The sequence below is a fragment of the Streptomyces sp. NBC_01012 genome (assembly GCF_045162755.1).
Lineage (GTDB): Bacteria > Actinomycetota > Actinomycetes > Streptomycetales > Streptomycetaceae > Streptomyces.
The window spans coordinates 7,173,132-7,195,535 of record NZ_CP108688.1 but is presented as its reverse complement, the minus strand read 5'-3'; the positions used below and the strand labels follow the sequence as shown (position 1 = coordinate 7,195,535).

At 71.4% G+C, this 22,404-nt stretch carries 20 protein-coding genes and 1 pseudogene; 13 read left to right on the top strand and 8 right to left on the bottom strand.

All coding sequences use genetic code 11. The annotated features are described in order from the left end of the window. Window positions 1–9 precede the first annotated feature (9 nt). Window positions 10–1,134, bottom strand: coding sequence for an FAD-dependent oxidoreductase (locus OG623_RS32105; RefSeq protein ID WP_406151103.1), 1,125 nt, complete (start codon window positions 1,132–1,134; stop codon window positions 10–12). Window positions 1,135–1,329: 195 nt separating this feature from the next. Between OG623_RS32105 and OG623_RS32100 the strand changes: the two are divergent. Next, window positions 1,330–1,932: pseudogene (locus OG623_RS32100) on the top strand (MFS transporter); the annotation flags it as partial. A gap of 42 nt (window positions 1,933–1,974) precedes the next feature. Here the strand turns inward: OG623_RS32100 and OG623_RS32095 are convergent. The 3 genes from OG623_RS32095 to OG623_RS32085 all read right to left on the bottom strand — a co-directional run bounded on the left by OG623_RS32095 (window position 1,975) and on the right by OG623_RS32085 (window position 5,351). Next, a complete protein-coding gene (locus OG623_RS32095; protein ID WP_406151102.1) occupies window positions 1,975–2,484 on the bottom strand; it encodes a dihydrofolate reductase in 510 nt (169 codons plus the stop codon). Next, entirely contained in the window at window positions 2,481–3,278 is a 798-nt protein-coding gene (locus tag OG623_RS32090) for a thymidylate synthase (RefSeq protein WP_406151101.1), read from the bottom strand. Before OG623_RS32090 ends, OG623_RS32095 begins: the two co-directional genes overlap by 4 nt. A gap of 390 nt (window positions 3,279–3,668) precedes the next feature. Further along, window positions 3,669–5,351 (bottom strand): IclR family transcriptional regulator C-terminal domain-containing protein, encoded by a 1,683-nt coding sequence (locus OG623_RS32085; protein ID WP_406151100.1) that lies wholly within the window; start codon window positions 5,349–5,351, stop codon window positions 3,669–3,671. A gap of 145 nt (window positions 5,352–5,496) precedes the next feature. Between OG623_RS32085 and OG623_RS32080 the strand changes: the two genes are divergently transcribed. From OG623_RS32080 to OG623_RS32055, 6 genes are all read left to right on the top strand, one after another. Further along, window positions 5,497–6,267, top strand: coding sequence for a CoA transferase subunit A (locus tag OG623_RS32080; RefSeq protein ID WP_406151099.1), 771 nt, complete (start codon window positions 5,497–5,499; stop codon window positions 6,265–6,267). Beyond that, window positions 6,267–6,914 (top strand): CoA transferase subunit B, encoded by a 648-nt coding sequence (locus tag OG623_RS32075; protein WP_406151098.1) that lies wholly within the window; start codon window positions 6,267–6,269, stop codon window positions 6,912–6,914. Before OG623_RS32080 ends, OG623_RS32075 begins: the two co-directional genes overlap by 1 nt. Next, a complete protein-coding gene (locus OG623_RS32070) occupies window positions 6,911–8,125 on the top strand; it encodes a thiolase family protein (protein ID WP_406151097.1) in 1,215 nt (404 codons plus the stop codon). Before OG623_RS32075 ends, OG623_RS32070 begins: the two co-directional genes overlap by 4 nt. A gap of 181 nt (window positions 8,126–8,306) precedes the next feature. Further along, the gene (locus tag OG623_RS32065; protein ID WP_406151096.1) at window positions 8,307–10,115 is read left to right on the top strand and encodes a SpoIIE family protein phosphatase; all 1,809 of its coding nucleotides are present in this window, start codon (window positions 8,307–8,309) and stop codon (window positions 10,113–10,115) included. Window positions 10,116–10,265: 150 nt separating this feature from the next. Continuing rightward, the gene (locus OG623_RS32060) at window positions 10,266–11,369 is read left to right on the top strand and encodes a serine hydrolase domain-containing protein (RefSeq protein WP_406151095.1); all 1,104 of its coding nucleotides are present in this window, start codon (window positions 10,266–10,268) and stop codon (window positions 11,367–11,369) included. 157 nt (window positions 11,370–11,526) lie between these two features. Next, window positions 11,527–12,162, top strand: coding sequence for a dihydrofolate reductase family protein (locus OG623_RS32055; protein WP_406151094.1), 636 nt, complete (start codon window positions 11,527–11,529; stop codon window positions 12,160–12,162). On the opposite strand, the gene OG623_RS32050 is transcribed toward OG623_RS32055, so the two are convergent. Beyond that, entirely contained in the window at window positions 12,151–13,104 is a 954-nt protein-coding gene (locus OG623_RS32050) for a MerR family transcriptional regulator (protein WP_406151093.1), read from the bottom strand. The two genes, OG623_RS32055 and OG623_RS32050, sit on opposite strands and share 12 nt — an antisense overlap. A gap of 115 nt (window positions 13,105–13,219) precedes the next feature. Between OG623_RS32050 and map the strand changes: the two genes are divergently transcribed. Continuing rightward, the gene (map, locus tag OG623_RS32045; RefSeq protein WP_406151092.1) at window positions 13,220–13,993 is read left to right on the top strand and encodes a type I methionyl aminopeptidase; all 774 of its coding nucleotides are present in this window, start codon (window positions 13,220–13,222) and stop codon (window positions 13,991–13,993) included. A gap of 32 nt (window positions 13,994–14,025) precedes the next feature. Here the strand turns inward: map and OG623_RS32040 are convergent, their stop codons facing one another. Beyond that, on the bottom strand, window positions 14,026–14,781 hold the full coding sequence (locus OG623_RS32040) for an AraC family transcriptional regulator (protein ID WP_406151091.1): 756 nt from the start codon (window positions 14,779–14,781) through the stop codon (window positions 14,026–14,028). 55 nt (window positions 14,782–14,836) lie between these two features. On the opposite strand from OG623_RS32040, the gene OG623_RS32035 reads away from it, so the two are divergent. Next, a complete protein-coding gene (locus tag OG623_RS32035) occupies window positions 14,837–16,186 on the top strand; it encodes an MFS transporter (RefSeq protein WP_406151090.1) in 1,350 nt (449 codons plus the stop codon). A 39-nt stretch (window positions 16,187–16,225) separates the two neighbouring features. Here the strand turns inward: OG623_RS32035 and OG623_RS32030 are convergent, their stop codons facing one another. Both OG623_RS32030 and OG623_RS32025 read right to left on the bottom strand, forming a co-directional pair. Next, the gene (locus OG623_RS32030; protein WP_406151089.1) at window positions 16,226–17,701 is read right to left on the bottom strand and encodes an arabinose isomerase; all 1,476 of its coding nucleotides are present in this window, start codon (window positions 17,699–17,701) and stop codon (window positions 16,226–16,228) included. Between the two features lie 133 nt (window positions 17,702–17,834). Next, window positions 17,835–18,497, bottom strand: coding sequence for an IclR family transcriptional regulator (locus OG623_RS32025; RefSeq protein ID WP_406152096.1), 663 nt, complete (start codon window positions 18,495–18,497; stop codon window positions 17,835–17,837). Between the two features lie 200 nt (window positions 18,498–18,697). Between OG623_RS32025 and OG623_RS32020 the strand changes: the two genes are divergently transcribed. From OG623_RS32020 to OG623_RS32005, 4 genes are all read left to right on the top strand, one after another. Then, window positions 18,698–19,153, top strand: a complete 456-nt coding sequence (locus OG623_RS32020) for a nuclear transport factor 2 family protein (protein WP_406151088.1) — start codon at window positions 18,698–18,700, stop codon at window positions 19,151–19,153. Between the two features lie 122 nt (window positions 19,154–19,275). Continuing rightward, entirely contained in the window at window positions 19,276–20,130 is an 855-nt protein-coding gene (locus tag OG623_RS32015) for an SDR family NAD(P)-dependent oxidoreductase (RefSeq protein ID WP_406151087.1), read from the top strand. 79 nt (window positions 20,131–20,209) lie between these two features. Beyond that, a complete protein-coding gene (locus OG623_RS32010; RefSeq protein WP_406152094.1) occupies window positions 20,210–20,980 on the top strand; it encodes an SDR family NAD(P)-dependent oxidoreductase in 771 nt (256 codons plus the stop codon). Further along, window positions 20,980–22,401, top strand: coding sequence for an FAD-dependent oxidoreductase (locus OG623_RS32005; RefSeq protein ID WP_406151086.1), 1,422 nt, complete (start codon window positions 20,980–20,982; stop codon window positions 22,399–22,401). The genes OG623_RS32010 and OG623_RS32005 overlap by 1 nt, the downstream gene beginning before the upstream one ends. The last annotated feature ends 3 nt before the right edge of the window (window positions 22,402–22,404 follow it).

Genomic DNA, 22,404 nt, shown 5'->3' with positions numbered 1-22,404 from the left:
CCGACGGCCTCAGGTGGTCTGCTCGTCCCGGGCGAAGAAGCCGATGACGTCGTCGAGCGTGGGGTTGTCGGGGGTTTCGGCCTCGGCCTCGGCGACCGCGGCGCTGCGAGGGAACATCGATTCCTCGTACGCGGTGAGGGCGGCCTCGGTGTCACCGGGGTGGGCGGCGAGTGCCTCACCGAGCTCCGCTCCGTCCAGCATGGCCAGATTGGCGCCTTCGCCGTTCGGGGGTATGAGGTGGGCGGCGTCGCCGACCAGGGTCACCCCCGGCACCCGGTCCCAACGGTGCCCCGCAGGCAGCGTGTGGTGCGGGCGCACGACCGGCACGGTGTCGCTCTCGGTGATCAGGGCGGTGAGCTCCGGAGCCCAGCCGTCGAACTCCCGCGCGATCCGGGCCACGGCACCGGCGGTATCGGTCAGGTCGATGCCGTCGAACCAGTCCTGGGGCTTGGTCAGCATCACATAGGTGTGGAGGATCCCGCCCTTCTCCCGGTGGGCCCCGATCTGCCTCTCCCCCGGTTCGAGTGCGAACATCGACCCGCCACCGACCGCCTTCGCGGCGGCGGGATGCCGTGTGTCGGCGTCGAACAGCCAGGTCTCGACGAACGACGTGCCGGTGTACTCGGGCTCGGCGCCCGAGAGCAGCGGCCGCACCTTCGACCAGGCGCCGTCAGCGCCGACCAGCACGCTCGTGGTGACACTGCCGCCGTCGGTGAACACCACCTCGTGGCGGCCGCCGCCCAGGCCGCGTACACCGCTCACCTTCCGTCCCCACCGGACGGTGCCGGCCGGGAGCGAGTCGAGCAGCAGCTGCCGCAGCTCGCCTCGCTGCACCTCGGGGCGTCCGCCCGTGCCGTCGTCGCCCTGGTCGAGCAGGACGTTGCCGTCCCGGTCCAGGACCCGCATCGCCTGACGGCCCTCCAGGATGATGTCGCGGAACCCGTCCATCAGCCCGGCCGCCCGCACGGCCAGTTGGCCGTTGTAGTCGTGGATGTCGAGCATCCCGCCCTGGGTACGAGCGGTCGGTGAGGCCTCCGCCTCGTGAACGGTGACCGGGATGCCGTGAACGTGCAGGACACGGGCGAGCGTGAGGCCGCCGAGTCCGGCGCCGATGATCGTGACGTCAGTGGTCATGCTGATTCCTCGCTTGTCGCACGCCTGCCGGACGGTCACCGGCAGGATCTGTGACAAGGGTCCTGACCTCGTCCGACAGGCCTCCGACGCCGGGCCGACAGCGCCGACACGCGACCGACAGCGGCGACCGGGCCACAGGAGGGCCGCCCTGTCCGCGACCCCCGGACGCACGAGGTCGCCGACGCGCCTTCCGGTGTCGGCGAGCCCTCCTTGCGCGCCCTCACGCGCGACCCGGTGGCCATCGCCGTGACCGCGCTCATGAGTCTGCAGAGCATGAGCTACTACGCGGCCCTGACGTGGGTCCCCACCCTGTTCCAGGACGCGGGCATGAACGCGGACCCGGCCGGCTGGATGCTGTCGTACTCGGCCTTCCTCGGCATTGCCGCCTCGCTCGTGACGCCCTCGATCGCCAGGCGGACGAACCCGGCGTGGCTGCCCGTCGCGGTCGCCGTCGCGCTGACCGGTTCCGCCTTCGCCGGGCTGGCCGCGGCTCCCGTACAGGCACCGTACGTCTGGATGACCCTGCTGGGGCTCGGCCAGGGTGCTTCCCTCAGCCTGTCGCTCACCTACATCGTCCGGCGCTCACCCGACGCCGCGCACACCGGCCATGTCTCGATGATGGCCCAGGGGCTTGGCTATCTCCTGGCCGGCCTCGGCCCCGTCGGCCTCGGCGCACTCCACACCGCGACGCGCGGCTGGACCGTCCCGCTGATGGCGCTCATCGGGTTGCTCGTCCTGCAGATGTGGGCCGGCGTGCTCGCGAGCCGTGAGCGCCACGTCCTGGCAGGCCGCACCTGAGGGACGGATTTCGCGCCCCGGGGGCGGTCCCGGCGGCCGCCCTCAGGCCGAACGGGTGTATCGACGGATGCGGTAGCGCAGCCCGGACGTGGAGGTCCCCCAGCCCCGGTCATCGGTGACCTTCCACTCCGGGCCCGGCACCGGGGCGTGGACGTCGCCGCGCGCCGTCGATTCGACCTCGGTCACCGAGAGCGTCGTGGCGTACTCGATCGCGGCACGGTAGATCTCGCCGCCGCCGATCACCCAGACCTCGGTGGGGAAGGCCGACTCCTGCGGCTCGCCCGCGAGTTCCAGCGCCCCGGCGACCGAACCGGCACGTTCCGCGCCTTCCGCCGCCCAGTCCGGGTCGCGTGTCACCACGATGTTGCGTCGGCCGTCCAGCGGACGGAAGCGCGCGGGCAGCGAATCCCATGTCCTGCGCCCCATCACCACCGGATGACCGAGGGTGGTCGCCTTGAAATGCGCCATGTCCTCGGGGACGCGCCACGGGATCGCGTTGTCCGCGCCGATCACTCCGGCAGGGGTCTGCGCCCAGATCAGCCCGATGTTCACACCGCTACCGGGGCCTTGATCGCCGGGTGGTGCCGGTAGCCGAGCACTTCCACATCGGAGTAGGCGTAGTCGAAGAGCGAGTCGGCCCGGCGCAGACGCAGCTCGGGGAACTCGAACGGGGTGCGTGAGAGCTGCTCGGTGACCTGCTCGACATGGTTGTCGTAGATGTGGCAGTCGCCGCCGGTCCAGATGAAGCTGCCAGGTTCGAGGCCGGTCTGCTGCGCCACTAGATGCGTGAGCAGGGCGTAGCCGGCGATGTTGAACGGGACGCCGAGGAACAGGTCGGCGCTGCGCTGGTAGAGCTGGCAGGAGAGCTTGCCGTCGGCGACATGGAACTGGAAGAGGGCGTGACACGGTGCGAGCGCCATCTCGGCCAGTTCGCCGACGTTCCAGGCGGAGACGATCATCCGGCGGGAGTCGGGGTCGGTCCGCAGCGTGGCGAGTACCTCGCTGATCTGGTCGATGTGCCTGCCGTCGGGGGTGGGCCAGGAGCGCCACTGCCTCCCGTAGACCGGACCGAGCTCGCCTTTCGCGTCGGCCCACTCGTCCCAGATGGTGACGCCGTGCTCCCGCAGCCAGCCGACGTTCGAGTCGCCGCGCAGGAACCACAGCAGTTCGTACACGATGGATCTCAGGTGCACCTTCTTGGTGGTGACCAGCGGGAACCCCTGCGAGAGGTCGTAGCGCAGCTGGTGCCCGAAGATGCTTCGGGTGCCGGTGCCCGTCCGGTCGGCCTTGGCCGTCCCCGAGGTGAGTGTCATCCGCAAAAGGTCTTCGTACTGGGTGTCCGCCACGGGCGTCGAGTCTACCGGCCCGCGGCCCGGAAACGCCGCAACTGACGACTTTATTGTCAATAATATCGTCAACTCCTCTTGCTCCGGACGGGACACCGGGCTACGTTCCTTGCTCGTGACGCCGCTCCCCCGACGGGCCACGGTGGCAACACCCCCATGCCCCGAGCGAGGCGGAGACCGAACATGCTCCTGCGGTCGATGGGGCGCCGGTGGAGTCCGGCCGCCCTCGTACCCACGTTCGCCGCCCTGGTCGCGCTGGCCACCGGTGCGGGTGTCGCCCTCGCCGACGGCGGTGGCAGTGGCGGTGAGGGCCGGGCCGGGAGCTCCCCGGTCTCCGTCACGGCGAGCGCCGGCACGTCCGGGATCGCGCCGGCCATGGACTGCGCCGGCTCACATCACCGCCACATGGGTGAAGCGGGCCGCCGTGTGCAGCTCGGACTCGATGCGCCCCGCGGTCAGGCGCAGCTCGGGCAGCACCTGCTCCAGACACGCCTCGATCGTCCGGCTGCTGCTGTGCATGGCGACGTTGACGGATGCCACAGCGGCGCCTGCACGGTCGCGCACCGGTACGGCGATGGAGCGCAGGCCCGCTTCCAGCTCCTCGTCCGCCAGGGCATAGCCCTCCAGGACGACACGCTCCAGCACCGCTTCGAGTTCGGTGCGTTCGACGACGGTGTGCGGGGCGAGGGGACGCAGCTCCGCATGGTCGAGGAGGGACCCGCGCTCGCCGAGGGGCAGGCCGGCCAGCAGGACGCGGCCCAGCGAGGTGGCGTAGGCGGGGAAGCGGGTGCCGACGGTGATGTCCACGTTCATGATGCGGTGGGTGGCCGCACGCGCCACGTACTGCACGGAGTCGTCGACGAGGACCGCGAGGGACGCGGAATCATGGATCCGCCCTGCCAGCGCGGAGAGGTGCGGATCGGCGATCCGCGCCAGGGTGACGCGGGAGAGCGGTGGGTACCCGAGGGCCAGGACGCGAGGTGTCAGCCGGTGCTCACGGCCGTCGGCCGTGACATAGCCGAGGTGTTCGAGCGTGATCAGGGCGCGGCGCGCGGAGGCGCGTGAGAGGCCCGTCGCGCGCGCGACGTCACTGAGCGTCGGAGCCGCGCCGCCGTCCCCGAAGGCGGTGATGACGGTCAGGCCCCGTGCGAGGGATTCGACGAAGCCACGGCCGAGCTCCTGCTTGGAGGAGGCGGTCCACGAGGCGAGGGGCCCCGAGGGGGGCGAGGGGTCCTCGGGGGGTGCGTCGCGCAGCCGCCGCTCCATCGACGAGGCCGCGTCGCGCAGCCGGGACAGCACGTCGTCGCGGAGCCCGTGCGCGGTGTGCCTGCTGGTGTGGCTGACCACGCTCAGCACGCATCCGACAGCGCCGCCGGGGTCCCTCACGGGCACGGCGAGTGCGAGGAGGCCGGGCTCGATCAACTGGTCGTCCACCGCCCAACCGTCCGACCTGGCCGCCTCCACCCGCTCCTCGAACAGATCGTCCGCCGGGCACGGCCGCAGCGACAGGGACGGGAAGCCCTCCCCCTCGGGGTCCGATGTCCGCCGCTCCCGCCAGGCCGCCCACTCCTGGGCACCCCAGTCGGTGGCGAACAGGGTGCCGGGTGCGGTGCGTTCGGCGGGCAGCAGGTCGCCGATGCGCATACGCAGGGACATCGGGCGCCGACGGGTGGCCTGATGGACGAAGCGGATTCCCCCGCCGTCGGGCACGGCGAGGGACACGGACTCGTCGAGCTCGTCCGCGAGGGCGTCCACCTGGTCCCCCAGGAGCCCGGGGAGGCGGACCGACGAGAGGTAGGCGTTGCCCAGCTCCATCAGGCGTGGCGCGAGGGTGACGGTCCTGCCGTCGATACGGACGTATCCCGTGCGGGCGAGCGTGAACGTGACCCGGTCGACGGTCGAGCGGGCCAGCCCGGTGGCGCGCTCCAGGTCGCTGAGGCTGAGGGAGCCGTCCGCGTCGGTCAGCCGGCGCAGCACGGCGATGCCGCGTATCAGCGGCGCGACGGCCTCAGCGGGCACCTGGGCGCCGGTCCCGCCGGCCTCGCTGGTCCCGGCGGTCCTGGTCGGTGGCATCCGCGCCTCCCTCGGGTGTGTCCCTGCCGGAAACGGGACCGGCAGGGGCCCGGACCGTTGACACAGCTCCGGCCCGGGCGGCAAACTCATGGACATCATAGTGAAGGAAACTTCACTATGCGAACACTACTGGATGGGCGGTCCCATGGACAAGGTGGTCGCGTCAGCGGCGCTGGCCGTCGCCGACGTGCCGGACGGCGCGTCGGTGGCAGTGGGGGGCTTCGGCCTCAGCGGTGTGCCGAACGTGTTGATCGATGCCCTGTACGCGAGCGGTGTCAACGGGCTCGGTGTCGTGTCGAACAACTGCGGAGCGATGGACTCCGGTCTCTCGGTGCTGCTCTCCGCCGGCCGGATAGGCCGGGTGACCGGCTCGTACATCGGCGCGAACAAGGAGTTCGCCCGGCAGTACCTCGGCGGTGAGCTGGAGCTCGAACTGATCCCGCAGGGCACCCTGGCCGAGCGCCTCCGGGCCGGCGGGGCGGGCATACCCGCGTTCTACACCCCGGCCGGCGTGGGCACTCAGGTCGCCGACGGCGGCCTCCCCTGGCGCTACGACGGCGATGGCGGGGTGGCCCTGGCCTCCCCCGCCAAGGAAGTGCGCGACTTCGACGGCACCGAGTACGTACTGGAGCGGAGCATCCGCACCGACTTCGCCCTCGTCAGGGCGGCGAAGGGCGACCGGCACGGCAACCTCGTCTTCAACAGGTCCGCACGCAACTTCAACCCGCTCGCCGCCATGGCCGGCCGCGTCACCGTCGCGGAGGTGGAGGAGCTGGTCGAGCCGGGCGGGATCGACCCGGACCATGTGCACCTGCCGGGCATCTTCGTGCAGCGGGTGGTCGCACTGACCCCCGAGCAGGCCAGGGACAAGCAGGTCGAGAAGCGGACCATCACGGAGCGGGGGGCACAGGGCTGATGGCCTGGAACAGGCACGAGATGGCCGCCAGGGCGGCGGCGGAGCTGCGCGACGGCGAATACGTCAACCTCGGCATCGGGCTGCCGACACTGATTCCCAACCACCTGCCCGACGGCGTGCACGTCGTCCTGGAGTCCGAGAACGGCATCCTGGGCACCGGCGCCTTCCCGTACGAGGAGGACGTGGACCCCGATCTGATCAACGCGGGCAAGGAGACGGTGACCGTCAGGCCCGGCGCGTCGTTCTTCGACTCGTCGCTCTCCTTCGGCATGATCCGCGGCGGACACATCGACGCCGCCGTCCTCGGGGCCATGCAGGTGTCGGCCGGGGGCGACCTCGCCAACTGGGCGGTGCCGGGGAAGATGGTGACCGGCATCGGCGGAGCCATGGACCTGGTGCACGGCGCCCGCCGCGTCATCGCGACCATGACGCACACCGCCAAGGACGGCAGCCCGAAGATCGTCGAGGAGTGCACTCTGCCGCTGACCGGCAAGGCGTGCGTCGACCGTGTGATCACGGACCTCGCCGTGCTCGATGTGACCGCCGACGGCCTGGTCCTGGTGGAGACCGCCCCCGGGGTCAGCGCCACCGAGGTCCTGGAGCGGACGGCCGCTCCGGTCCGTACAGCCGAAAGGATCACGTCATGAGCTTCCGCCCCCGCGACGTGTACATCGTCGACGCCGTCCGCACCCCGATCGGCAGGTACGACGGAGCCCTGGCGCAGGTACGCCCCGACGACCTCGCCGCCCACGCGATCCGCGCGCTGCTCGACCGCACCCCTGAGCTCGACCCCGCGCGCATCGGTGACGTCGTCCTCGGCAACGCCAACGGCGCGGGCGAGGAGAACCGCAACGTCGGCAGGATGGCCGCGCTCCTCGCGGGTCTACCGGTCTCCGTGCCCGGTGTGACCGTCAACCGGCTCTGCGCCTCCGGCCTCGAAGCCGTCGTGCACGCGGCCCGTGCCGTGGCGCTCGGGGACCACTCGCTCGTCGTGGCCGGCGGTGTCGAGTCGATGACCCGCGCCCCGTACGTCCTGCCCAAGAGCGACCGCGCCTTCCCCGCCGGGCACACCGAGATGTATTCGACCACCCTGGGCTGGCGCATGGTCAACCCCCGGATGGATCCCCGGTGGACGGTGTCGCTCGGCGAGAGCGCCGAGCTGATCGCCGAGAAGCACTCCATCAGCCGTGAACAGCAGGACGAGTTCGCCCTCGCCTCCCACCGGAAGGCGTCGGCCGCGCGGGCGGCGGGGCTGTTCGACGGGGAGATCGCTCCTCTGACGATTCCGCGCCGCAAGGGCGACCCGGTCGTCGTCGACCGGGACGAGTGCGTCCGGGACGACGCGTCGCTGGAGGCGATGGCGAAGCTGCGCCCGTCCTTCCGTCCGGAGGACGGGACCGTCACCGCGGGCAACTCGTCCCCGCTGAACGACGGCGCCTCGGCCCTGCTGCTGGCCGACGAGGAAGGGCTGCGGGCCACCGGCCGCGAGCCGCTGGCCCGGATCACGGCCTCCGCCGTCTCGGCCAACGAGCCGCACTACTTCGGGCTCGCCCCCGTCGAGGCCGTGAACAGGGCGCTGGACAGGTCGGGCAGGAGCTTCGCGGACCTCACCACCCTCGAACTCAACGAGGCCTTCGCCGCCCAGGTGCTGGGCTGCGTCGCCGAGTGGCCCGACCTCGACCCGTCCGTACTCAACCCGCGCGGCGGAGCCATCGCGATCGGCCACCCCCTCGGCGCCTCCGGAGCCCGCCTCGCCGGGGCCGTCGCCCATCAGCTCAGGGCCGCCGGGTCCGGGGTCGGTGTGGCGACGCTGTGTATCGGCGTGGGCCAGGGCTCGGCACTGGTGCTGGAGCGCTAGGACGGCCGCGCTCCCGTCCGGCGGGCCCCTCCCGAGCGGCGGAACGGGCCCGCCGGATGAATGATGAACGGATGCTGTGGTGCCGCGGGTGCCCTCCGGCCTCCTGGCCGGGCGGACCGGACGATGTGATGACCGCGACGACGGGTGTGGAGCTCCGCCCGGGGCCGGCGGGGGCTGCTCGATGAGGTCTCCCGAGGGGCCGCTGGGGACCGGGTTCATGCGCGCGGTCTTCGACAGCCTCGGGTCCGGCGTGCTCGTCACCGACACCACGGGCCGGCTCACCGCCGCCAATCCACGCGCGTGCCGGCTCCTGGACCGCCACCGGGAGGAGATGCTCGGTCACGACATCCACGACCTGCTGCACCGCGCACCGGACGGCGACACCATCCCGCGGAGCGAGTGCTACATGCTGACCGCCCTGGAGAGCGGCCGGCCCACGGAGGGCAGCGAGGAGATCTTCCTGCGCGGTGACGGCGGTCTGGTGCCGATCATCTGGGCGGTCACCCCGCTGCACCACGAGGGACGCATGGAGGGCTCGGTCGTGGTCTTCCACGATTTCAGCCTCCACCGTGACGCCGCCGAGCAGACCGCCGCCCACCTGGCCGCCCTGGAGGGGCTCACCGCCCGGCTGACGATGGTGGCCGAGGTGTCGACGGTCCTGATCTCCTCCCTGGACACCCCGGAGATGCTGCACAGACTGGCCGGGCTGCTCGTGCCCGACATGGGCGACTGGGCGGCGATCGACGTACACACGGCGGGCGAGATGCGCCGCGTCGCCGTCCACGCCCCTCGCGGCCACCTGGCGGCGCAATCGCTCACGGGTCCGCTGCCGCCCCTTCCCGACGCCACCCGCTCGGCCGTGGTCCAGGCGCTGCGAGGCGCGGAGCCCGTCGTCCTGGACGCGGACGCCATCGCCAGGCAGCCGGACAGCCCGCTCGCGCTCGCCCACCGGGAGCTGTTCGACCGGCTGGGAGGACACTGCGGAGTCGTGGTTCCCCTGCACAGCCGGCGGCAGGTGTTCGGCGTGCTGACCATGGCCAGGACCGCCCCCGGCTCCTCCTACTCCGAGGCCGAGCTCTTCGTGCTCGGAGACATCGCACGTCGCGCAGGCCTGGTCATGGAGGCCGCCGAGCTGTTCGAGCAACAGCGCCACGTCGCCGAGACCATGCAGCGCCAGCTCCTCACCCCGCTGCCCCAGGTCGACCACCTGAAGCTGGCAGCCCGCTATCTTCCCGCCGAGAGCGCCGCCGAGATCGGCGGGGACTGGTACGACTCCTTCCTCCTCGGCGACGGCGTCCTGACGATGATCATCGGGGACGTGGTGGGCCACGATCTGAAGGCCGCCGCCCACATGGCCGAGGTACGCAACATGCTGCGTGCCCTGGCCTGGGACCGGACCGAACCTCCCAGCGTGATCATGCGTCGTCTGGACGAGGCCATGACCCACACGAGTGATGCCCCCATGGCCACCTGTGTCTTCGCCCGTATCGAGGGCGACGAGGGCGGGCCCTGGGAGTTCCACTGGGTCAACGCCGGCCATCCACCGCCCCTCCTGATCACCGAGGACGGGCACACCCGCTTCCTCGATGCCGGCCACGGCCCGCTCCTCGGTCTCAGCTCGGCCCTGCACATGGGTCTCGGGTGGCCGGACGCCCACGCGGAGATCCCGCCCCGCTCGACACTCCTGCTGTACACGGACGGGCTCGTCGAGAGCCGCACCCGTGACATCGGAGAGGGGCTCGACACACTGCGCCGGCATGCGGCTGCCCTGGCCCGCCGCGATGTCGAGGACTTCCTCGACGAGCTCCTCGTCCGTATCCAGCCCAGCGGCGACGATGTCGCCCTGCTGGTCCTGCGCACCCCGGCGGCGGGCGCCGTCATCGGCGAGGCACCGGCGCAGCACGCGCACAGCCCGGCCGCCCCGAACCGTGCGGCACCCGGCTCCAGGATCGAGGACAGCCCCGTCAGGGACACCTCGGAGCCGTCCTGACGCATACCCAGGTCGTTCCGGCAAGGGGGGCTGGCGCCACCTTCGATTCGGGTCCGGGGCGTACTGATCTCACGTCAGAAGCTTGGCAGGGTCGTCGGTGAGCGACCGAACGGCCCGCGGGATCCGGGCCATGACTCAGGGGGAAGACCCATGCACCGTAAGCGCATCGCCGCCGCGGCTCTGCTCGCCGCCACACTGACCGGAACACTCGCACCCGTGGCGGCGGCCCGCCCGTCGGACCCGGTGCAGAGGCAACTGGATCTGCTCGTGGACCAGGACGGTGTTCCCGGGGCCCTTGCGTACGACGGCGGGAAGACCCGCACGGCGGGGGTCGGGGACCTGGAGTCCGGCCGCCGGATGCCGGACGCGCAGGGCCGGTTCAGACTGGCCAGCGACACCAAGGCGTTCACCGCCACGGCCGTGATGCGTCTGGTGGCGGACGGTCGGATACACCTCGGGGACCGCGCCGGGACCTATGTGCCGCAGCTCGCCGAAAGCTCCATCACCGTACGGCAGCTGCTGAAGCAGACCAGTGGGCTGCCGGAGTACAGCGCGCTGGTCGACTGGTCGGAGGCCGGCACGTCGGAGGAGTATCTGGCGCTGGCGCTCGACGCGGAGCCCGTCTTCGAGCCCGGGCAGGGCTGGGGCTACTCCAACACCAACTACCTGGTGCTCGGCATGGTGATCGACAAGGCCTCGGGGGTCGGCTTCCGCACCTACGTCGAGCGCACGGTCCTGCGTCCTCTGCATCTGAAGAACACCTACTGGCCGGCCCCGGGCGAGCTGACGCTGCGCGGACCGCACGCCCGCAACTACGGCGTACACCCCGCGCTCCCGGAAGCGGGCATCGTGGATGTGACCGAACTCCCCGGGTACGAGTTCGGCGCGTCAGGCGGACTCGTCTCCACCCCCGAGGACCTCAACGCCTTCTGGGACGGCCTGTTCGGCGGCCGGCTCCTGCCGGGGTGGGCGCTGCGCCTGATGACCGGGGACACCACCGACATCGGCGGCCAGGACGTCTACCCCGAGGGCAGCCGCTACGGCTACGGCGTCGCGTCGATCCCGCTCAGCTGCGGCGGCGTCTACTGGGGCCACGGCGGCGACCTGCCCGGGGACTCGGTGGGCGGCGGCCGGGCCACCGGTGGCCGGGGCACCGTGACCGTCTACACCACGACCTGGGCGGCCGAGGGCGAGAGCCTCGGCCATCTCCAGGGTGCGGTGGACGCCGCACTGTGCGCCGAGGACCGCGGGTGAACCTCGCCCGGGAGACCGCGTCGGCTTCCCGGGTGCCGGCCCGCGTCCGTGACACGCGGGACCGATGACGTTCCACCCCTCCCGGAGTCCGAGGAGTGGCACAGTCATGTCCCGTGCCGAAGAGACGGCAGCAGCCGACGGAAGAGAGTGATGCGCGATGAGACTTGTCGTACAGGAGTTCCTGACCCTTGACGGTGTCTCCCAGGGCCCCGGGGCTCCGGACGAGGACCGCAGCGACGGCTTCGAACAGGGCGGCTGGTTCGTGCCGTACCTGGACGAGGAGTTCGAGGAGGTGGCGGCCACCTGGCTCGGCACGGCGGACGCCCTGCTGTTCGGCCGCCGTACCTACGAGAACTTCGCACGGGACTGGCCGACGATGACCGAGCACCCCTTCGCGCCCGTCATGAACGGCCTCCCCAAGTACGTCGCCTCCCGCAGCCTCGACGCGGGCGGCTGGAACCCGACGACGGTCCTGAGCGGGGATGTGCCTGCCCAGGTCGCCGCACTGAAACAACAGCCCGGCCGCGACCTGCAGATCCATGGAAGTGCCCGGCTGTCCCAGTCCCTGCTCGCCGCGGGCCTGGTCGACGAACTGCGGCTCGTGATCGCCCCGGTCGTGCTGGGCCACGGCCGCAAGCTCTTCCCGGACGGGGGTGCCCCGGCCGGCCCGCGGCTCGCCGGTCACCGCAGGACAGCACCGGGGCTGTCGGTCCACACCTTCGAAGCCACGGACCTTCCTCGACCGGGGGTCTACGGGGCCGGCCGGGACGAGGACCGTTCCTCACCGAGCTGACGCGGCGCCGCGATCACCGCGCAGCGCCTGGACGAGCCAGGGGTACACCGGGACCAGGTGCGGCAGCACCTGCCAGCCGTTGACGATCCACACCAGCCGCCAGTACCGGTCGACCACGGGATCGTGCGCCTCTTCGAACCGCTCGGCCATCCAGTGCCGGAACTCTGTGTCCGGGGTGCGAGCGAACGCCTCGGCGAAGCGGTGCACGAGGCCGTCGACGACGGGTGCGGCCCCGCTGCCGAGCGGGTCGACACCCGCCTCCATGGCCTCGGACACCTGCCGGCGGGTGTGGTCCATCAGTTCCTCGCCGGCCTCGCTCTCGATGCCGAGTGCGTGTCCGGCGGCCTGGCGCACGGCCGTCCGCCTCATCCGGATCCGGAAGTCCTCGTCGCCGACCAGCTCGGCGAGCTCCACCCACGCGGCGACCTGTTCTGCCGAGGGGTCGTCGGGGAGATCGGGAGTGGCGGCGCGCACCATGGCCACCGCGGCGGGGTCGGCATCCACCGAGCCGAAGGTGGCGACCACGAAGTCGTCGATCAGACGCCGGCGTTCCTCACCGGACAGCTGGGTGATTCTGTGCATGAGTTTGGTCTCCTCGAGATCGGATCCGCGTCCGGCCACGACACGCAGCACGCTCCGGCGCAGTCGAAGCACCCGGATCTGGACGTCCAGGGCGTCGGCGTGCGCCGCGGCGACGTCTGCCACCGAGAGCTCACGGTCCAGCACCCGTTTGATCGTGGCCAGGTCCATGCCCAGTTCGCGCAGGGTGCGCAGGAGTTCCAGGCGAAGCAGTGCGTCGAGGTCGTAGAGCCGATAACCGGCGGGACTTCGGCTGGTCGGCGCCACCACTCCCGAGTCGGAGTAGAACCGGATGGTCCTGACGGACAGGCCGGTCCGCCGGGAGAGCTCCCCGATCGGGTAGAGGGTCGTGACGTCGTCCATGTCCCCCACTCTGGGGTCTCCAGTCGGTGGAGACTCAAGGGGGTGACCCACCCCCAATTCAAGTACCGGTATAGTATGGCCGGTATAGTTATTGGTTGCACGAGAAGGACGCCGCATGATCGAGATCCTGAATTCCACCCTGCTCGCCCGAGCGAAGGAGACGGGCACGCTGGTGGCCGACATCCTGCAGACATTGAAGAGCCGCAGCACGGTCGGCACGAACCTTCTGGACATCGACCGGTGGACCAAGGCCATGATCGTCGAGGCGGGAGCGGAGTCCTGCTACGTCGACTACGCGCCGTCCTTCGGACGCGGGCCCTTCGGCCACTACATCTGCACGGCCGTCAACGACGCCGTACTCCACGGGCTGCCCCACGACTACAAGCTCGCGGACGGCGATCTGCTGACTCTCGACCTCGCCGTCTCCAAGGCCGGAGTCGCCGCGGACTCCGCCATCAGCTTCGTCGTGGGCGAGGCGAAGACCCCGGAGAGCGCCGCGATGATCAGCACGACGGAGCGTGCGCTGGCCGCGGGGATCGCCGCCGCAGGGCCCGGGGCCCGCATCGGCGACATCTCCCACGCCATCGGCACGGTCCTCGGTGAGGCGGGGTACCCGGTCAACACCCAGTTCGGAGGCCATGGCATCGGTTCGACCATGCATCAGGACCCGCACGTCCCGAACACCGGTCGGCCCGGCCGTGGATACACACTGCGCCCCGGGCTGCTGCTCGCACTGGAGCCGTGGATCATGGCGGACACCGCCGAGCTCGTCACGGACCCCGACGGATGGACACTGCGCAGCGCGACGGGCTGCCGGACGGCACACAGCGAGCACACGATCGCCATCACCGAGGACGGAGCCGACATCCTCACCCTGCCGCGACACTGAGGGCTCTCCCGTAATCCCTGACGGGACAGCCTTCAGGGTGCGGTGCGACAGGTCCCCGGCGTCCGGCCCATGGTGCTGCCGAACGCGTCGATGAACGCACTGGTCGTGGCCCATCCGCACCGTCGTCCCGTTTCACTGACGGTGGCCCCTTCCGCCAGCAGCACCATGGCATGGAACACCCTGACGTGGGTCCTCCACTGCGGATAGGTCATGCCGAACTCGCTCCTGAACAGCCGGGCCAAGGTGCGTTCACTCACTCCGACGCTCCGGGCGAGCCAGGCGGCGGTCCGCGGCTGCCGCAGATCGTCGGTCACCAGCGTGCACGCCCGACGCAGCAGGGGACTGTCGGGGGTGGGCACCGTCAGCGGCTCCACCAGGGCCCGCCGCAGTCGGTCCCGCAGGACGGCGCGCAGATGGCGTGCCTCCTGCTGCGGGAGGGACGGTTCGCTGCACGCGATGATCAGCTCGCGCACCAGGGCGTCCACAGCGACGACCACCGGCGTCCGGGACTCCAGAAGGTCGTCATGGACGGCGAAGCCGAGCGTGTGCACGGAGCTGTGCCCGTGCACACGGTGGTGATGCCAGGTGCCCGCCGGAATCCACAGGGCGCGCGCGCTGGACGCCACCCGGGAGGCTTCCCCTGTATGCACCGCCAGCACACCGGAGCTGACGTAGAGGAGCTGGTGGTAGCCGTGCTGGTGACGGCCGATGACGTCACCGGCGAGGTGGGCGTGGGTGGAGCTTCTGGGCTCCTCCACCCCCTTCCCCGGCTGACTGTTTTCCGACATATCTCGTCAGAATAACGGAAGCGGCGCACCGTGCCGTCCTGACAGCGTGATGACCATGCCCGAGACGTCCCACACCCCACGCACCCCACGTGATCTTCCTCCCGCCGTTCCGCCGACACTGCGGACCCGGCTGACCTCAGGTCTGCGCGGCGGCGCCCTCGACACCCGCCCGCTGGCGGTCCCTGTCTTCCGCCGCCTGGTGATCGGACAGGGCGCGGCGTTCGTCGGAACCATGGTCACGGGCGTCACCATCCCGGTGCAGGTGTACGCGCTGACGCGGTCGTCGCTCGCCGTGGGGCTGACCGGGCTCGCGGGCCTCGTACCGCTCGTGGTCTTCGGGCTGTACGGCGGCGCGATCGCCGACCGGTTCGACCGCCGGACGCTCTACCTGGCGTCGGCTTCCGTCACCTGGGCGGTCACACTCGCCCTGCTGTTCCAGGCGCTGGCCGATCTGCGGTCGGTGCCTCTCATCCTCGCCCTCGTCGCCGTACAGGCCGGTGCCTTCGCCGTGTCGTCCGCCGCCCGGGGCGCGATCATTCCCCGTATCGTTCCCGCCCCCCTGATACCCGCCGCGAACACCCTGTACTTCACCGTCGGCAATGTCGGGCAGGTCGCCGGGCCCCTCGTCGCGGGCGTACTGATCTCGCTGCCGAACGGCTACTGCTGGGCGTACGGCGCCGATGCCGTGCTCTTCTCCCTCCTCCTGTACTCGGCGTTCCGCCTGCCTTCGGTCATGCCGACCGGCTCGGGGGCCGTGGTCGGGGGCCTTCGCTCGGTCTTCGACGGGCTGCGGTTCATCGCCGCCGCCCCCGTGCTCTGGATGTCCTTCGCGGTCGACATCGCGGCGATGACGTTGGCCATGCCGACCGCCCTGTTCCCCGCGGCGGCACAGCTGCGCTACGGCGGAGGAGTGGGCCTGCTGTACTCGGCCATCGCCATCGGGTCGGTCGCGGCGGGACTGTTCAGCGGCTGGATCGGACGTGTGCGCCGCCAGGGCAGGGCGCTGGCCGTCGCCGTCACCGCCTGGGCAGCGGCCATCGCACTCGCGGGCACCGTCCATCAACTGCTCGCCGCCGCGGTCCTGCTGGCCGCCGCCGGAGCGGCGGACCTCGTCAGCTCGGTCTACCGCCAGACGATTCTGCAGACCTACGCACCCGACGCCATGCGGGGCCGTCTGCAAGGTGTCTTCACCGTCGTCGTCGCCGGCGGCCCACGCCTCGGGGACCTGCGTGCCGGGGCCATGGCGTCGGCCACCGGCCTGGGTGTCGCGTGGACAGGCAGTGCGCTGCTCTGCATGGTCGTCGTCATCGCCGGCGCACTGCTCGTACGACCGTTCTGGCGCTACACCGTCACCCCTGCGCAGCCGGGGTCGGCTGCGCGACCGGAAGCCGCGCACCAGCCGTAGCACCGGCGGTGTGCCACGGCCTCCGTGACCGGGCCGGCCTCACAGCTCGCCGGGGCCGTCGACCCTGCGGAAGGGTAGGCCGAGCAGGTCGGCCGCGGCCTTGAAGTCCTTGGCGCGGTGGCCCGTGCAGAGGGCCCAGTGGTGGCCGATTCCGGTCGCGGACCAGGCGTCCGTCCACTCCCCCGGGTCGAAGCCGAAGTCGACGCGCGAGGTGGTGTTGCCGATCTCCAGCAGGGGTCCGGGTACGACCTCACCCTCGGAGACGATGAAGCAGAAGGTGCCGTCCGCCTCCTGGCCGATGCCGAAGGTGGTGACCGGCCCGTGCCGCACATCGGACTCCACGCTGACTCCCCAGCCGCGCTTGCCGTGGTAGACGCCGAGTCCCCGAAGGAGCGGGCCGTCGGACGAGATGGCGAGGTGGGCCGGCCCGTCGTGTCCCATCTCGACCACCCCGTCACGGAAGTTGAGCGCCTGGAGCTCGGTGAACGAACCGCCGGCGCCGAGCGTGTCGGCGATCAGCATGGCCAGGCTGGTGCGGAGTTCGTACTCACCCGCGACCGGGATGCCCCGGGCGGTCAGCAGGGAGGCGCCGAGGATCATGCCCGCGCCGAGCCGCTCATGGATCTCGCCGTCGAGCCCACGGTGGTAGTACGCGAGGCTGTCGAGGCCGAAGTCCTCCACCAGGCGGTCGAGTCCCACGGAGACCCTGGCGGCCCAGTCGAGGTCCGCCTCGTTCACGGAGCCGTCGAGAGTGAAGACCTTCCGGGCCAGGGCGACACGTTCGGCGGCCTGCTCGTCGGTCACGGCGGCGACCCTGACGCGCAGGTCGTCGAACTCCAGCACCTCCACATGCCCACCGAGCTGCCCGGACACCAGGGTCATGTCGGTGGAGACGTCCAGCATGCCGGGATACAGGTGCCCCATCAGACCGTGCCGCCCGTGGCGCGTCGCACCGCGCACGCCCGCCGCAGAGATCCACCGGCCGATCCGTGTCCAGGCGTTCTCGTCGCGCAGATGGCCCGAGACCGAACGGAAGGGGATGCCACTGCGCCGGAACACGTTGGCGACCTCGGGGAGCGGGCACTGCCCGCAGTAGGCCAGCCACCGGCCCGTGTCGGTGTTCGGGTGGTCCATCGCCTCGGTCGGCTGGAGGTCGATGACCAGGACGGGCGTGTGGGTGCGCTGGGCGACCGGCAGCACCATCGAGGCGGTCAGATAGGTCGTCAGGAACGTGACGACGATGTCGCAGTCGGCCCTGCGCAGCTCCTCCGCGGCCCTGGCGGCCTCCTGCGGATCGGAGATGAAGCCGGCGTCGACCACCTCGCAGCCCATCTCCTCGAACCGCCCGGTGACGAACCGCGCCGAATCCCGCAACTGGTCGAGGAGGCCGGGGAACTGCGGCCAGTACGCACCGAGCCCGCCGGACACCAGCCCGACCCGGGTGGGCCGCCGCCGCACCCGGGCCTGCGCCCCGTCGGGCACGTCGGGCACGTCGGGGGCAACGTCGTCCGTCATCAAGCGCACCTTCCTGAAGGTTCCACGCCCGTGAGACTAGACAGCGCCGGGGCGCCCTGACTAGGAGTTGAAACGTATCAATCCCGCGACGGCCCTGCTCGCGCCCACCCGCCCCACCCCGTACGACCCCAGATCAGTCGAGGAGTTCCCCCAGCCGCGCGGCGGAGCGGACGACGGTCTCGCCCAGCGCGTCGAGGCCGGTCATGTCGAAGACCGAGACGCCGATACTGACGGTCGCCTCGCCGCCCCGGGAGGGCACCGCGGCGGAGATCCCGGTCACGGCCGGAATGACCTCGCCCCTGGTGACGGCGTACCCCTTGGCGCGGGCCTCGGTGACCTCCGCGCGCTCGCCCTCGCGGTACGGGCCGTGGCCGAGCAGGGCCAGGCCGCCCGACCCCTGCTCGATGGGATGGGTCTGACCCGGCCGGAACGACACATGCACCAGGGCTTCGCGCGGTTCCACCACCACGAGCGCCCGCATCTCGGACGGGCCCTCCCTGACCAGCAGGTGCGCGGTGGCGCGGGTGGCCTCCGCCAGCTCGTCCAGCACCGGGCCCGCCAGCGTGCGCAGATCCTGCTGGACGGGTTCGGCCAGAGCGACCAGGCCCGTGTCCAGCACGATGCGACGCCGGTGGTCACGGCGGCAGAGCTGATGCGCCTCCAGGGTCCGCACCAGGCGGTGCGCGACCGTGCGGTGCACTTCCACGGCATCCGCCAGCTCGCTGACGGTGAGGCCCTGCGGGCGCTCCGCCAGCACCCTGAGGATCAGCAGTCCATGGTGGAGCGTCTTCGACATGCCGGTGTCGAGCGCGGGGACCGACCGGGTCGGTGGTGTGTTCATGAATCCATCCCTTGACGGGTTTCAGCCACGTTGCCTATGCTCGCATTATTCGCACAGTGAGTGCGATTATCGCACGCTCACTCGCCGTGCGGCAAGCTCCCCTCCGGATCTCGGGACAACCGCCGGAGCGGGGCACGAGCCGAAGGGACGCCCGCATGGACCCCAGCACGCCCGCGCTTCCCGTCAGTGTCCAACTGGCCGGAATCCAGCAGCTCTATCACCTCCAGAGCCATCTCATCGACGGAGGCCTCGCCTCGGAATGGGCCGACACCTTCACCGCGGACGGCACCTTCGACTCCCCCACCTACCCGGAGCCGGTGACCGGCACGGCCGCGCTGACCTCGTTCGCCGAGCGGTTCGCCGCGGGCTGTGCCGCCGAGGGCACGGTGCGACGGCACGTGGTCGGGAACGTGGCCGTGACCGGCGACGACGGGGACGCAGGGCTACGGGTGGCGGCGTACCTGCAGATCGTCGCGACACCCCGGGGTGGCACGCCCCGCATCGAGCGGTTCACCACCCTCACCGATCAGGTCGTCCGTGACGGGGATCGCTGGCGAGTCGCCTCCCGCGTGGTGCGCCGGGACGACACGGGCGGCGACACACCGTCCTGATCCCCTTCACGACCCTGCGGACCACCTCCTCCTGACCGTCGCCGATGCCGGGACCGCGTTCCCGCATCCCCCACCGCATCTCGACGAGCACTCTTCAACGACGAAGGAAAACGGAACCACCGATGAGCGACAACACCGCATACCCGCAGGTCACCGGCGCCGAAGGGCCTGGACGTGTGGTCGGCAGGCAGCCCACCGCCGTGTATCCCGAACTGGCCGGCACCACCGCTGTCGTCACCGGCGCCGCCCGGGGCATGGGCGCCGTCTTCAGCGAGGGCCTGGCACTGCGCGGGGTGAACGTCATCGCCGCTGACATCGACCTCGACGCGATGAAGGCGACCGCGGGGGAGATCAACGCACAGCAGGACGTGCTGCCCCTGGACTCGACCCGTGGACGGGTCGTCCCGGCCTCCGTGGACGTCGTCGATGCGGCGGCGCACGAGGAGCTGGCCCGGCTCGCGCACAGCGAGTTCGGCCGCCTGGACCACTGGATCAACAACGCCGGCATCTTTCCGCACGCCTTCGTGGGGGACATCCCGCCCGAGCAGATCGACGCCGTACTGAAGGTCAACGTGCAGGGCGTGCTGTTCGGTTCGCAGGCCGCCGCACGGCACATGCTGCCCGGCGGCGCGATCGTCAACATGTCGTCGGTGTCCGCGGTCCGGGTGCGCAAGGGGCGGGCCGCGTACTGCGCGTCCAAGGCGTCGGTGGCCCATCTGACCGAGTCGCTGGCCGTGGAACTCGGTGACCAGGGGCTGCGGGTCAACTCGATCGCGCCCGGTTACATCGACACCGAGATGACCCGGTGGGTGCGGGAGGACCCGGCCGCGCTGAAGCACGCGCTGGACAGTGTGCCGCTGCACCGCCTCGGTTCGCCGCAGGAGGTGCTGGGCGTGCTGCTGTTCCTGCTCTCCGACAGCGCCCGCTACGTGACCGGGCACGGCATCGCGGTGGACGGTGGCTCCCGCCATGTCTGAGCCGACTCCGGCAGGCCCGGAGGCGAACCCGCTGACTCCCGCGCCGGCGGCCGACCTGTCCGGCGGGCACCGCGAGACGGTGCGCTACCCGTCGGTCGTGCTGATCACGGGGGCCGCGGCCGGGATGGGCGCCGAGCACGCCCGCGCCCTGGCCCGCCGCGGCAGCCATGTGCACCTCGCCGACATCGCCGACTGCGCACCCCTGGTGCGGGAGATCACCGAGGCGGGCGGCCGGGCCACCGCGCACACCCTGGACGTCACGGACCCGGCCGGCTGGCGCGCGGTCGTGGACGCCGTACGGAGCGCCGACGGCCGTCTGGACGGGCTGGTCAACAACGCGGGTGTCTCCCGCAGGCTGCGGTTCATGGACACCACGGAAGAGGTGTGGGACCGGGTCCTGCGGATCAATCTCCACGGCCCGTTCCACGGCATGCAGGCCGTCGCGCCCCTCATGCGCGACAGCGGCGGCGGTTCCATCGTCAACATCTCCTCGATCTCCGGACAGATCGGCTACTTCTCGCCCTCGTACTCGGCGAGCAAGTGGGGTCTGACCGGGCTGTCCAAGTCCGCGGCCGGTGAGCTGGCCGCCTGGCGGATCCGGGTCAACTCCCTGCATCCGGGGCTGGTCGGCACCGGACTGCTCGCCGGGTCGGACACCTTCGTGGAGTCGGCGCTGCGCAGCGTCCCCGCCGGACGGCTCGGCGAGGTGGACGAGGTCACCGACGCGGTGCTGTTCCTGCTGTCCGACCGCAGCTCCTACATGACCGGCGGCGAGCTGACCCTCGACGGCGGCCTGGTCTCCAACGGGCTGTACCACCGCATCCTCGACGACGCCGAAGGAGCACTGTGATGACCGACTTCGACGCGCTCGACGTGATCGTGGTGGGCGGCGGCGGGGCGGGCCTGGCCGCGGCGGTGGCCGCCGCCGAGGACGGCGCACAGGTCGCGCTCTTCGAGTCCGAACGCGAGCTGGGCGGCTCCACCCAGCTGTCCGCGGGCATGTTCACCGCGGCCGGGACCAGTGTGCAGCGCGGCCTGGACGTGGAGGACACCGCCGAGCGTCACTTCCAGCACTACATGGACCTCAACCAGTGGCAGCTCAAGCCGGGTCTGATCCGGGCGTTCTGTGCCGCCGCGGGTCCCACCCTGGAGTGGATGCTGGGCCTGGGCCTGGACGTCCCGGCCGCCGTGTCGCCCGACGCGCACACCCCGGGCCTGTGCCGGGCCGGAGTGGAGGACGTCTGGCGCGGACATGTGCCACGCGACCAGGGCTACGGCCTGGTGCAGGTGCTCGACCGGGCACGGCGCGAGCGCGGTGTCGAGGCCGTCCTCGACACCCGGGTGGAGCGACTGCTGTTCGAGGAGGGCCGGGTCACCGGTGTGGTCGCCGACGGCATCGAGGTCCGGGCCGGTGCGGTGGTCGTGGCCAGCGGTGGCTTCGCCCGCAGTCCGGAGCTGCTCGACCGTCACTACCCGCAGGCGCGCGCCGCGGGCGAGGCGCTGTTCGTGGTGGCCGCCCCGGGCAGCCGCGGCGACCACCTGGGTTTCGCGGAGCAGACCGGCAGCGCGCTCACCGGGCAGGGCTGGGGCTTGATGCTGCCGACCGCCTACTTCCAGCGGTACCACCACTGGCAGGCCGGGTTCCCGCCGAAGTCCCGGGTGTACGTCAACGGTGCCGGGCGGCGCTTCATGGACGAGGACGCCTCGTACGCCGTCTCCAGCGGCATCATCCTCGCCCAGGACGGTCCCGTGTGGGCGGTGTTCGACGAGAAGGCCAGGCTGGGGCTGCCGGCCGGGTACGCGGACTGGACGCCCGAGCGCATCGCCGACGAGGTGCGCGCCGGGCGGCTGCTGAGCGCCGGCTCCCTGGGTGAACTGGCCGCCGCCATGGACGTACCGGCCGACGCGCTGACCGCCACGGTCGCGCGGTGGAACGCCGGCCTCGCCACGACCGGGCAGGACCCGGACTTCCTGCGCGAGGAGTCGCTCGCCGCGAAGGGTTCCCCGCAGGCACCCGAGCCCCTGGCCGCCGCACCGTTCCACGCCGCCCGGGTGCTGCCCACCGAGCTGGTGTGCACCCATACCGGTCTGGAGATCGACCGGGACGCCGCCGTCCTGGACCGCACCGGTACGACCGTGCCCGGGCTGTTCGCCGCGGGTGAGGCCGGGGGCGGAGTTCTCGGCATGCGCTACGTCGGGGGCGGCAACGCCATCGCCAACGCCCTCACCATGGGGCGCCTCGCAGGCCGTAACGCGGCCCGCGGACGCTGACCC

What these genes read in the sequence shown, in the direction of transcription:
- map (WP_406151092.1), top strand. Translation starts at nt 13,220, where the DNA reads ATGATCGAGATCCTGAATTCCACCCTGCTCGCCCGAGCGAAGGAGACG.
- OG623_RS32040 (WP_406151091.1), bottom strand. Translation starts at nt 14,781, where the DNA reads ATGTCGGAAAACAGTCAGCCGGGGAAGGGGGTGGAGGAGCCCAGAAGC.
- OG623_RS32060 (WP_406151095.1), top strand. Translation starts at nt 10,266, where the DNA reads ATGCACCGTAAGCGCATCGCCGCCGCGGCTCTGCTCGCCGCCACACTG.
- OG623_RS32015 (WP_406151087.1), top strand. Translation starts at nt 19,276, where the DNA reads ATGAGCGACAACACCGCATACCCGCAGGTCACCGGCGCCGAAGGGCCT.
- OG623_RS32065 (WP_406151096.1), top strand. Translation starts at nt 8,307, where the DNA reads ATGAGGTCTCCCGAGGGGCCGCTGGGGACCGGGTTCATGCGCGCGGTC.
- OG623_RS32070 (WP_406151097.1), top strand. Translation starts at nt 6,911, where the DNA reads ATGAGCTTCCGCCCCCGCGACGTGTACATCGTCGACGCCGTCCGCACC.
- OG623_RS32075 (WP_406151098.1), top strand. Translation starts at nt 6,267, where the DNA reads ATGGCCTGGAACAGGCACGAGATGGCCGCCAGGGCGGCGGCGGAGCTG.
- OG623_RS32050 (WP_406151093.1), bottom strand. Translation starts at nt 13,104, where the DNA reads ATGGACGACGTCACGACCCTCTACCCGATCGGGGAGCTCTCCCGGCGG.
- OG623_RS32025 (WP_406152096.1), bottom strand. Translation starts at nt 18,497, where the DNA reads ATGTCGAAGACGCTCCACCATGGACTGCTGATCCTCAGGGTGCTGGCG.
- OG623_RS32030 (WP_406151089.1), bottom strand. Translation starts at nt 17,701, where the DNA reads ATGACGGACGACGTTGCCCCCGACGTGCCCGACGTGCCCGACGGGGCG.
- OG623_RS32020 (WP_406151088.1), top strand. Translation starts at nt 18,698, where the DNA reads ATGGACCCCAGCACGCCCGCGCTTCCCGTCAGTGTCCAACTGGCCGGA.
- OG623_RS32055 (WP_406151094.1), top strand. Translation starts at nt 11,527, where the DNA reads ATGAGACTTGTCGTACAGGAGTTCCTGACCCTTGACGGTGTCTCCCAG.
- OG623_RS32005 (WP_406151086.1), top strand. Translation starts at nt 20,980, where the DNA reads ATGACCGACTTCGACGCGCTCGACGTGATCGTGGTGGGCGGCGGCGGG.
- OG623_RS32085 (WP_406151100.1), bottom strand. Translation starts at nt 5,351, where the DNA reads ATGCCACCGACCAGGACCGCCGGGACCAGCGAGGCCGGCGGGACCGGC.
- OG623_RS32080 (WP_406151099.1), top strand. Translation starts at nt 5,497, where the DNA reads ATGGACAAGGTGGTCGCGTCAGCGGCGCTGGCCGTCGCCGACGTGCCG.
- OG623_RS32035 (WP_406151090.1), top strand. Translation starts at nt 14,837, where the DNA reads ATGCCCGAGACGTCCCACACCCCACGCACCCCACGTGATCTTCCTCCC.
- OG623_RS32105 (WP_406151103.1), bottom strand. Translation starts at nt 1,134, where the DNA reads ATGACCACTGACGTCACGATCATCGGCGCCGGACTCGGCGGCCTCACG.